The organism is Lutibacter sp., assembly GCF_030692605.1.
GTDB lineage: Bacteria > Bacteroidota > Bacteroidia > Flavobacteriales > Flavobacteriaceae > Lutibacter.
In genome coordinates, this window is sequence record NZ_JAUYUD010000018.1 from 1 (window position 1) to 8,759 (window position 8,759).

At 32.3% G+C, this 8,759-nt stretch carries 7 protein-coding genes; 5 read left to right on the forward strand and 2 right to left on the reverse strand.

The features are described from left to right. Window positions 1–128 precede the first annotated feature (128 nt). Both Q8S45_RS01795 and lpxD read right to left on the reverse strand, forming a co-directional pair. Complete coding sequence (locus Q8S45_RS01795) at window positions 129–251, reverse strand: hypothetical protein (RefSeq protein WP_305600695.1); 123 nt, start codon at window positions 249–251, stop codon at window positions 129–131. 16 nt (window positions 252–267) lie between these two features. Continuing rightward, the gene (gene lpxD, locus Q8S45_RS01800; RefSeq protein ID WP_305600697.1) at window positions 268–1,260 is read right to left on the reverse strand and encodes a UDP-3-O-(3-hydroxymyristoyl)glucosamine N-acyltransferase; all 993 of its coding nucleotides are present in this window, start codon (window positions 1,258–1,260) and stop codon (window positions 268–270) included. Between the two features lie 208 nt (window positions 1,261–1,468). Between lpxD and Q8S45_RS01805 the strand changes: the two genes are divergently transcribed. From Q8S45_RS01805 to Q8S45_RS01825, 5 genes are all read left to right on the forward strand, one after another. After that, window positions 1,469–3,781, forward strand: a complete 2,313-nt coding sequence (locus Q8S45_RS01805) for a type IA DNA topoisomerase (RefSeq protein WP_305600699.1) — start codon at window positions 1,469–1,471, stop codon at window positions 3,779–3,781. Then, a complete protein-coding gene (locus tag Q8S45_RS01810; RefSeq protein WP_305600701.1) occupies window positions 3,768–4,343 on the forward strand; it encodes a pseudouridine synthase in 576 nt (191 codons plus the stop codon). Before Q8S45_RS01805 ends, Q8S45_RS01810 begins: the two co-directional genes overlap by 14 nt. Window positions 4,344–4,444: 101 nt before the next feature. After that, the gene (locus tag Q8S45_RS01815; protein ID WP_305600703.1) at window positions 4,445–4,903 is read left to right on the forward strand and encodes a (2Fe-2S)-binding protein; all 459 of its coding nucleotides are present in this window, start codon (window positions 4,445–4,447) and stop codon (window positions 4,901–4,903) included. After that, window positions 4,903–7,089 carry a molybdopterin cofactor-binding domain-containing protein gene (locus Q8S45_RS01820; protein ID WP_305600705.1) on the forward strand — a complete coding sequence of 729 codons (2,187 nt, stop codon included), beginning with the start codon at window positions 4,903–4,905 and terminating at the stop codon, window positions 7,087–7,089. Before Q8S45_RS01815 ends, Q8S45_RS01820 begins: the two co-directional genes overlap by 1 nt. 83 nt (window positions 7,090–7,172) lie before the next feature. Continuing rightward, window positions 7,173–8,150, forward strand: coding sequence for a D-cysteine desulfhydrase family protein (locus Q8S45_RS01825; protein ID WP_305600707.1), 978 nt, complete (start codon window positions 7,173–7,175; stop codon window positions 8,148–8,150). The last annotated feature ends 609 nt before the right edge of the window (window positions 8,151–8,759 follow it).

Consider the following 8,759-nt stretch of genomic DNA (forward strand, 5'->3'; position numbering starts at 1 on the left):
GCCTGATTAATCATGTTTTTTATAATGTTTGAAATTCACTATAAATATACTGATTATCAGGCTTTTATGCAAATATTTTATTGCTTTTTATCATAAATTTTTTGCTTTTTTCTTGTGATTTTTAACCCTTAATTCGCATTATCAATAAATGATGGTTCTCCTAGCATTAATCTAACTGCTTCCCTACTCATTCCAAATTTTAAATTTCCTAACCCAACACCTGGTTTTATTTCTTTTAGTGATTTTTTCATAAATACCTATTTTTAATTAACTTCTACCTAATTTTCTCAAGGCAACCCATTGCTTAAACATTTCTCTTGAATCCGTTGCTGGGTAACCAACAACTGTTTTCCCTGCAGCAACATCATTCATAACGCCCGAACCACCACCAACAACAGCACCAGAATGAAGTGTAAGATGATCTTTAATAGAACTTCCCCCACCAATCATAACTCCGTCTCCTAAAGTTACCGAACCTGCCAAACCGCTTTGCCCTGCCATGATGCAAGAACGACCTAAAATACAATTATGTGCTATTTGCACCAAATTATCAATTTTACATCCGTCTCCAATAATTGTTGAACTAAATTTTGCCCTGTCGACAGTTGTATTTGCTCCTATTTCAACATAATTTCCAATAACAACATTTCCAATATGTGGAATTTTAACCAACCCTTTACCTTCTTCACTTGGTCTATACCCAAAACCATCTGCCCCAATACTTACGTTACTATGAAAAATACAATGGCTACCAATTTCGCTACGTTCACGAATAACAGTTCCTGACCATATAATGGTGTTATTTCCAATTTTACTTTCATCAAAAATGCAAACATTTGGATATAAAATTACTTCGTTTCCTAAAATAACATCTTTTCCAACATAACAATTAGCACCAATTTTGCAGCCTGATCCAATTTTAACGGATACATGTATAACCGCAGTAGGATGAATATCAACGTCAAATTGAGGTGCATTTGGCGCAAAAACTTCTAATAATTTAGCCATTGCCAAATCGGCATTTTTTACTTTTATCAAGGCTCTATTTTGACCAGGTTCCAGCACTAAATCTGCATTAACAACAGCGGCACAAGCCTTAGAATCTTGCCATAAATTCAGAAATTTTTTGTTTCCTATAAAACCAATATGATTTATTGTTGCTTTTTGCAATTGTTCAGGTCCACAAATTTTATGGGTTGTGGAGCCTATTAATTCTCCATTAAGAAAGGAGTTTATTTCCTCTATGGTATATAATTTCATTGATTTTATTTTAATGCGATAAATGTATTAATAAATTTATTGTTAAAAACTTATGGGTTTGTTTAATTATTCTTTTTCCCAAAAAAAGATTATTCATTACGAGTATAAAAATATAATACATTCATTTACATATGCTTATAATTCAACGATTCTTTCCTATTCATTTCATCAAAATTCCGTATTTTTCCAACTTCAAAATAAATTTAAAATGAAAGTCTGTATTGCCGAAAAACCAAGTGTAGCACGCGAAATTGCAACTGTTTTAGGCGCAAACACAAAACGAGATGGTTATTTTGAAGGAAACGGTTATGCTGTAACCTACACTTTTGGACATTTATGTACTTTATTAGAGCCTAACGATTACAAACCGCATTGGAAAAGTTGGGATTTGAATAATTTACCTATGCTTCCCGAAAAATTTCTAACAAAAGTTACAAACGATCCTGGAATTAAAAAACAGTTTAATATTGTTAAAAGCTTATTTAACAAAGCAACGTTGGTTATAAACTGTGGAGATGCTGGTCAAGAAGGAGAATTAATTCAGCGTTGGGTGCTAGAACAAGCCAATTATAAAGGTGAAGTAAAACGCTTGTGGATTTCTTCACTAACCGCAGAAGCAATTAAAGAAGGATTCCAAAATTTAAAACCTTCAAAAAATTACGATAATTTATATTATGCCGGATTTTCAAGAGCTATTGGCGATTGGCTATTAGGAATGAATGCTACTCGCCTTTACACATTAAAACACGGTGGTTACAAACAAGTTTTATCTATTGGACGAGTGCAAACTCCAACTTTGGCGATGGTGGTAAACCGATTTAAAGAAATTGAAAATTTTATACCTCAACCTTATTGGGAATTGCAAACATTGTATAGAGAAACACTTTTTAACTGTGAAGAAGGTCGTTTTTTAAAAAAAGAAGAAGGTGAAATTTTTGCAAATAAAGTTAAAGAAAGCAATTTTGAAATTGTTTCAGTAACTAAAAAAGCAGGAAAAGACTATGCGCCAAAACTATTCGATTTAACAGGATTACAAGTTTATTGCAATAATAAATTTGGTTTTTCAGCCGATGAAACGTTGAAAATTGTTCAAAAATTATACGAACAAAAAGTAGTAACCTACCCAAGAGTTGATACCACTTTTTTACCCAATGATGTGTACCCTAAAGTAGCTGGAATATTAAAAAATTTAACCAATTATATTGCTTTAATTCAACCTTTATTAAACAAAAAAATCAAGAAATCAACTACTGTTTTTAATGATAAAAAAGTGACTGATCACCACGCCATAATTCCAACAGGTGTGCAAATAAACTTGCAATACAATCAGCAACAGGTATATAACATTATTACCAAACGTTTTATTGGGGTGTTTTACGATGATTGTGATGTTTCGAATACCACAGTTATTGGAAAAGCTGCAGATGTTACTTTCCGAACTACAGGAAAAGAAATTATAAAAAAAGGATGGCGAGTTGTTTTTGAAGACTCGAATTCAGAAGAAAAAAATGAAACTGGATTGCTTCCGAATTTTATAAAAGGAGAAAAAGGACCACATGAACCTTCATTTTTAGAAAAAGAAACAAAACCACCCAATATGTTTTCTGAAGCTACACTTTTACGTGCCATGGAAACTGCTGGAAAACAAATTGATGATGACGATTTACGTGAATTAATGAAAGAAAACGGTATTGGAAGACCTTCAACCAGAGCAAGTATAATTGAAACACTATTTAGGCGAAAATATATAGAGCGTAACAAAAAGCAATTGGTGCCAACTTCAACAGGGATTCAATTAATTGATACGATTCAAAATGAACTTTTAAAATCGGCTGAATTAACAGGACAATGGGAAAAGCAACTAAAAGAAATTGAAAAAGGAACTTTTAACGCAGGTATTTTTATTGCCAATATGAAAAAAATGGTTGATGAGTTGGTGTATGAAGTCCGCTCTGAAACTGTGAGAGCTAATATTTCAGCTACAATTAATACTGAAAAGAAACAGGTTCTAACTTCCTATGGAACTACAGCTAAAAAAGCCAAAGGAATTACAACATTAAAATGTCCAAAATGTAAAAATGGAACTATTTTAAAAGGAAAATCGGCATATGGTTGTAGCGATTATAAAAGTGATTGCAATTTTTTACTTCCATTTAGTTTTATGGAAAAAACAATTTCAGAAAATCAATTTATACGATTAATTCAAAAAGGATGCACCGTTAATTTAAAAGGATTTAAAACGAATACTGGAGAAACTGAAGGATTGGTTCGTTTTGATGATGATTTTACGTTAAAATTTGAAGCAAAGAATACTTCGACTAAAAATAATGAGATTCCTAAAAAAATTAGTTGCCCAAAATGTAAAAAAGGGACTGTTATTAAAGGCAAAACTGCTTTTGGTTGTAGTAATTATAAAAACGGATGCGATTTTCTTTATAGTTTTGAAGACATCAGGAAAAAAGCCTCTGGTAAAACACTTTCAAAAGAATTAGTTTATACAATTCTCAATGGAAAAGCATAACCATTTTATCCTTTTTAAACCGTATGGTTATTTAAGTCAGTTTACAACAAAACAAACCAAAAGAACCAACAAAAAAATGTTGGGTGAATTATTTCCTTTTCCACCAGAAACTATGGCTATTGGTAGATTAGACGAACCTTCCGAAGGATTATTGTTGCTCACAACCGATGGAAAAATGAGCGAATTAATTAGAAGTAGCCTCTTCGAAAAAGAATATTACGCTCAGGTTGATGGTGAAATTACTTCGGAAGCAATTGAAAAATTAAAAAATGGTGTAGAAATTGGTTTTGAAGGGATAAAATATATTACAAATTCTTGTGCTGTTTATAAACTTAATGAGATTCCAAATCTGCCCGAAAGAGGCAAAAAAATTAGAGACTACCGCCACGGACCAACAAGCTGGGTTTCTATTGCGTTAACAGAAGGTAAATTTCGTCAGGTTAGAAAAATGACTGCTGCCGTTGGTTTTCCAACATTGAGATTGGTAAGAATAAGGATTGGTAAAATTCACATAGGTCAAATGATTGCTGGTGAAGTTATAGAAACAGATGGTTTTTTATGAAGAATGCGTGATGCTAAACTTGTTGAAGTATATTTTATTTTTATAATATAAAAATTAATCCTTAAATTGTTGCTGAATTACTAACTAACAAAACGATTAACATGATTACACTTCGAATTAATGGAGAAAAATATAAAATTGATGTTGCTCCAGAAATGCCATTATTGTGGGCAATTAGAGATATTATTGGACTTACGGGAACAAAATATGGATGCGGAATTGGCGTATGCGGATCGTGCAAAGTACTGATAGACAATGCTCCAGTTCAATCTTGTATGATTCCTGTATCTTTTGCTGAAGGAAAAAACGTGATTACCATTGAAGGTGTGTCAGAAAATTTACAATTATTGCAACAATCATGGTCCGATTTAAATGTGCCACAATGTGGATTTTGTCAGCCCGGACAACTAATTGCTGCCACCGCTTTACTCGACAAAAACAATAACCCAACAGAAGCTGAAATTGATGAAGCTATGCTTGGTAATATCTGCAGATGTGGAACCTACCAACGTATAAAAAATGCAATTAACCGAACTGTTGAACTTAAAAACCAAAACTAATGGGAACTATAAAAAATATAAGTCGTAGAGGTTTTGTGAAGGTTGTTGGATTGGCTTCTGGTGGATTGATTTTAGCCTGCAATACATCTATTTTTTCAGATAAAGAAAAAGCTCCAGAGAATTTGATAGATTTTAATCCAAATTTATTTATTCAATTAAATTCGGATGGAACCTTAATTTTAATTGCTTCTCGTTCTGAAATGGGAAATGGAGTTCGCACTTCATTAACCTCAGTTATTGCGGATGAAATGGAAGCAGATTGGAACAAAGTGATTGTAAAACAGGCAACTGGAGATACAAAATATGGTGATCAAAATACCGATGGTTCGCGAAGTGTACACTATTTATATGAAACGATGCGACAAATGGGTGCTATTGCAAAAGCAATGTTAATTAGTGCAGCGGCTCAAACTTGGAATGTTACAGAAAATGAATGTTCAGCAGAACATCATTTTATTGTACATACAAGCGGTAAAAAAATAGCTTTTGGTAACTTAGTTGAAAAAGCAAAAACTCTTGAAATTCCAACAAATTTCAAATTAAAAAATCCGAAGAATTTTAAATTTATTGGTAAAAACCTAAAAAGTGTTGATGTAAAAGAGTACAATAATGGAAGCGCCATATTTGGTTTAGATAAACGTATTCCAAATATGAAATTTGTTGCAATACAACGCTGCCCAGTTACTTTTGGAACAGTAAAATCTTTTGATAAAACAGCTACTTTAAAAATTGCAGGAGTTATAGATGTTATTGAAATTCCAAGAGTTGAAAAACCATTTGGAGCTTTAGGTGGAGTTGCAGTTATTGCCTCTAATACTTGGGCAGCTTTTAAAGGAAAAGATGCTTTAAAAGTTGAATGGAATTATGGTGATAATAAGGGATACGATTCAGAAAAATATATGAATCAACTTACATCAAATGTTCATAAAAATGGGAAAGTTGGTAAAGAGTCTGGAAACATTAATAGAGCATTTAAAAATGCAACTAAAATTGTAGAAAGCACTTTTCAACTACCACATTTAGCCCATGCACCAATGGAAGTGCCAAATGCTGTGGCTTGGGTTCAAGGTGATACTTGTGAAGTTTGGGCACCTACACAAGATCCTCAAACAGCAAGAAAGGAAGTTGTAGATTTTTTAGAAACTACTGAAGATAAAGTAATTATCAATGTTACCTTCTTAGGAGGTGGATTTGGCAGAAAATCAAAACCCGATTATATTGTTGAAGCAGTTGCTGTTTCAAAAGCTATTAATGCACCTGTACAAGTAGTTTGGACCCGTGAAGACGATATTAAACACGGATATTACCATACCGTAAGTGCACAATTTATGAAGGCTTCATTAGATAACAATGGCAATGTTACTGGTTGGCTACATCGTTTTGCTTTGCCATCTATAGTTTCAACTTTTTCACCAGGAGTTGATTATGCTGCTGGTTTTGAAATTTCGAGTGCTTCTGGTGTTCCTTTTGAAATTGATAATTTAAAGGTTGAAGTGGGCCAAGCTCCTGCCCATGTAAGAATTGGTTGGTTGCGCTCTGTAATTAATATTCCACACGGCTTTTCAATTAATGTTTTTGCCGATGAATTGGCTCACGCTGCTAGAAAGGATCCGTTAGAATTTAGACTTCAATTAATTGGTAACGATAGAATTGAGGATACTCAAGATGAAATAAAATACAATACAGCACGACTTAAAAATGTATTAAAAATTGCTGCCAAAAATGCGGAATGGGGAAAACAACTTCCTGAAGGGCACGCTTATGGATTAGCCGTTCATTATAGTTTTTATTCCTATGTAGCTTCTGTGGTTGAAGTTTCGGTAATTAATAACAAAGTAAGAGTTCACAATGTATTTACGGCAATTGACTGTGGTACAGTAGTAAATAGAAATACGGTAAAAGCACAAATGGAAGGTTCAGCTATTTTTGGAATGTCGTTGGCTTTTTATGGTAAAATTACTGCTAAAAATGGTGCAATAGAACAAAGTAATTACCACGATTATAAAATGGTACGGATGAATGAAGCGCCAAAAGTGTATGTAGAGATTGTAGAAAGCACCGAAAGACCAACCGGTGTTGGTGAACCAGGAGTGCCAGTTATTGCACCAGCTATAATAAATGCAATTTTTAAAGCAACCGGAAAAAGATATTATAATTTACCATTAGCTGACTTTGGTTTGGTGTAAAATTAACTAAATGTTAAAAGATTTTGGCATCCCTGTGATGGAAGGAATAACAATTATTACTCAAAAGTTGACATAAATAAAAAATGATTGATAATAAATATAATTTAGGTTTTTTTCCGACTCCTATTCAAAAGTTAAAAAATCTATCAAAAAATTATCCTGATTATACTATTTACATTAAAAGAGATGATAATACTGGATTGGCATCTGGAGGAAATAAAACAAGAAAATTAGAGTATCTTATAAAGCAAGCCCTTGATGAAGAATGTGACACAATTATAACTGCTGGCGCACAACAATCCAACCATTGTAGGCAAACCGCTGCCGCTTGTTCTATTGCTGGACTCAAGTGTCATTTATTATTGGGTGGGGGAAACCCAAAAAAATATGATGGAAATTTATTGCTTTCATCTATTTTGGGAGCAACTATTCATTTCACTGGAAAAAATAGAAAAGGAGAGGATATACAAACCTTGAAAAACAAATTAGATAAGAATGGAAATAAATGTTTTGTGATTTCGTACGGTGGATCAAACATTATTGGAGCTATGGGATTTGTAAATGCTATGAAGGAATTAAAAGAACAATTAACCGAACAAAATCTAACGATGGACTACATCTTTTTTGCTTCTAGCTCGGGCGGTACACAGGCCGGAATGATTCTCGGAATTGAATTGTTTAAACTAAAGTCAAAATTAATCCCAATTAATATTGATAAAGATGAAACAAATGGAATATCATTAGAGAAGGTAGTGCTAAACTTGGTGAAAGAAGGTAGTATGCTATTAAAAATGAATAAACAATTTACGATAGCTGATATTTCACTGAATAGAGATTATGACAAAGATGGTTATGGTATTTTATCCGAAAATGAAAAAAACACTATCAAAGAACTCGCTAGAAAAGAAGGGATTTTACTCGACCCCGTTTATACAGGACGTGCTTTTAATGGAATGCTCGATTATTTTAAAAAGAACAAAATACCAACAAACTCTAACGTACTTTTTTGGCACACAGGAGGATTACCCGCAATTTTCAAATACACTAATGAGTTGAAATAAAACTACATCTAACCATACCAATAGTTGGCGTGGCTTTGTTTTTAAATTCAAAGTTATTTATATACTTAGTTAAGTGGTAAAAAACAAAAAATATTTGATTTCCCAGAAGTACAAATTTTATAAATCTGGTTTATCACAGTAGAATATTGGTATAAAAAAATCTTCTCAATTTATTTCTCTTCTTTTTGTTTTTGGAATTCAGACTTATATTTTTCTAAAAACTTCTTCTGCCTTTCACTCATTTGTTGTATTATTTTATCGATATCCATAAAATCTTTCCCAAAATCACTCTTAAAAAAATTTTTTCCAAAAAACTGTTCAGTGAAAAGTGAATCTTGAGCAAAAATATCTTCAAATCCTTGATTTTGAAAATCTGAAAAATTTGTAAAAAATTTTGATTTAAATGATTGTAATATACTATCTCTATTTAAAGAATTGAAATTATCAAAATTACCATCAGATGACCAAATATAAGTAATGGTTAAAATTTAATGTCGTATTTAATGCCAAAATTATTCAGCACTAAATTTAATTGTTCTTTGAGGTTTTTAAAGCATTTATAAGCATCGAAATCTAGCCATTGATATTTTATTCTTCGCCACAGTATTT